At 45.7% G+C, this 2,247-nt stretch carries 3 protein-coding genes; all 3 read right to left on the reverse strand.

The features are described 5' to 3' along the window. The coding region (locus VJB08_00485; protein HLD42448.1) for a hypothetical protein at positions 1–1,054 on the reverse strand (1,054 nt) is incomplete at its 3' end. 32 nt (positions 1,055–1,086) lie between these two features. Beyond that, positions 1,087–1,578 (reverse strand): hypothetical protein, encoded by a 492-nt coding sequence (locus tag VJB08_00490; GenBank protein HLD42449.1) that lies wholly within the window; start codon positions 1,576–1,578, stop codon positions 1,087–1,089. 211 nt (positions 1,579–1,789) lie between these two features. Further along, complete coding sequence (locus tag VJB08_00495) at positions 1,790–2,071, reverse strand: hypothetical protein (GenBank protein ID HLD42450.1); 282 nt, start codon at positions 2,069–2,071, stop codon at positions 1,790–1,792. Positions 2,072–2,247 lie beyond the last annotated feature (176 nt).

The raw sequence follows: 2,247 nt of genomic DNA on the forward strand, positions 1-2,247 counted from the left end.
TGCGTGCTGTTTGGGAATCAATGCAGGAATCCTCGTACTGATCGACTATTGGTAGCGGCTCAATAGAACCATCTTCTCCTGTATTACGATTGCGATAGAGATAAACTCTTCCAGGTACATACGGATTAATCTGTGCTGGTCCAGGTCCAACGCAAACGAGCGATGCTGCCTCATATTGCGCAAGAGTCATGCATGCTCCTCTGAAGCAAACCTCTCCTTCCCTGCATGGCATCTCTGTCCGAATGTAATCATTTCCTTGGCAGCCATTCTCAATAACTGCAGTAGAATAGACCTCACTTGCAGGAGGCGTGCACTCATCAAAAAACGACGCGAAGTTTCCATTAGAAAAAGCGTCAACACTGCCAGAGAAATAGGGATCCCTTCCATCAGAATCCACACAGGGAGCAGAACATCTTCCATAGACGCATACCCTTCCTGTATTGCTGCAGTCTATTCGAATTGAGGCCAGCTCATTACTATCGCAGTAATACTCAATGAGATTTGTCTGGTTGTCTGGATCGCATGTATCGGATTCAGTATAGTATAAAGGCATTCCCTCACCGATTCCACGACTGGCAAGAATCGTGAACCCTTGGTGAATAACATTTATCCCATTATCCTCATCAAAACAAACAGGAGTCTCTGAATCGAAGAGATATGCCTTCACATTTATGCTGCCGCCTCCCGGATAAGCGGATTCCGCATTAAGCATGAAGTCATCGAATTGGTACCAGCCCCCAAAGTTTCTCGATGGTATTGTCAGAGTTTCAACCCTTCCTCCAACACCAACTCTTATTACAGTGTCCACTTCAGAGATATCCATGAGCTCTAAGGTCATTGTTTGCTGGCCGTTCTTGCCAAAAACAGTCTGTGGCTGTCCGAGCCTGAGTGTGATGCTGCCAATATCCGACCCATGGGCATCTCCCGCCTTGCCAGCAAAGTCTTGCGGCTTACTTGAGATGAACAAGAGCATAACCGCAAGAGCAACCATGCTAAGAAGAAGAGGAGAATGCTGGTTCCAGAGAATGTTCGTGTTTTTCCTCTGCCGCTTCATCTCCTGTTCCTTTCTCCCCGAGCTTTAAAAACCTATCGGGAAATGAAATCCTCTTTCTGATGAGAAATAATCGCTCCGGAAGCGGCATCAACCTTGATGTTCAGTGTTTTGAAAGAAGAAAGCAGGAACGTGATGTTATACACTTGGCCTCGCTCAATATGCTGCAGGATAAAAATCTCTTTGAGGATATGCTCATTCCGGTATTCCTTCTTCTGGAACTCCTTCGCCTTCTCCAATGCCTCATCAAACTCCAATCTCACCTTCTCCACATCAATCTCTTTGATTGCCACTTTTTCTTCCTTAAAGACATCCTCTGTTGGAACGATCCTGATGGATTCTTCCTTGATGACAAAGGTTGTGATTGTGTCTGAGCCTGCGTCAAAAAATCCAATATGCCAGATGTCCTTGTTCGCCTCATCATTCAGATAGAAGACATGCGCCAAAGTAAAAGAAGGATGCTCCTTCCTCCATCTCTTGTATTCCTCGGTCTCCAGAAGCTTTTGATAGATTGGCTTGAAGTGCATACAGCCAAAAATCAATGATGTTATTTAAGAATATCGGAAATGAACGACAGCAGTGAAAATCAGGGCTGCCGCCTCTTTGTGAGCAACAGAACAGGTTAAGCACATCGACCTCAGGGGGAAGCCCCATCGGGGTGAATGTCGATGCATACAGAGGACTTAGCATATTGCGAACTGGCGGCAGCCGCGAAGCAGGATTTTCACTGCTGCCGAATCAGGGATCCTGAGAATTGAAGCGCTCTATCTGATCATCGGTGATAGTAGGAACATTCACAGGCAGGCCATCATAAAAGTCCAAGAGGTCCGAATAAGGAGCCAGGACACCACCAATCATCGCTAAATCACCAGTATACTGAACGGTTATCTTCACAGCCCCTTGGGGATCCTGTGCCTCTAGAGATACATGAGGAGACGGCTCAAGAGCCCTTAGCTTGTCAACAAGTTCTTGAGGATGGATTGATCCGCCAGGCTTCAATGCGATGATATACTCGATCATCAGGCCGGAAAATGATGGGGGATTAATAAATATTGCGAAACAAACCTTTATAAAAACAATCAGAAGCCTCAATCGCATATGATCCAGACAATAAACGCAGCCTTATCAAGGATAGAGGAAATAACTCCGGAACTTAAAAAATACTTCTTCACACTAGAAAAGCCGCTTGGCTTCAC

This window comes from Candidatus Nanoarchaeia archaeon, assembly GCA_035290625.1.
GTDB lineage: Archaea > Nanobdellota > Nanobdellia > Woesearchaeales > DATDTY01 > DATDTY01.

Bases quoted from the DNA above. Each gene is read 5' to 3' on its own strand.
- VJB08_00490 (HLD42449.1), bottom strand. From the start codon at position 1,578: ATGCACTTCAAGCCAATCTATCAAAAGCTTCTGGAGACCGAGGAATAC.
- VJB08_00495 (HLD42450.1), bottom strand. From the start codon at position 2,071: ATGATCGAGTATATCATCGCATTGAAGCCTGGCGGATCAATCCATCCT.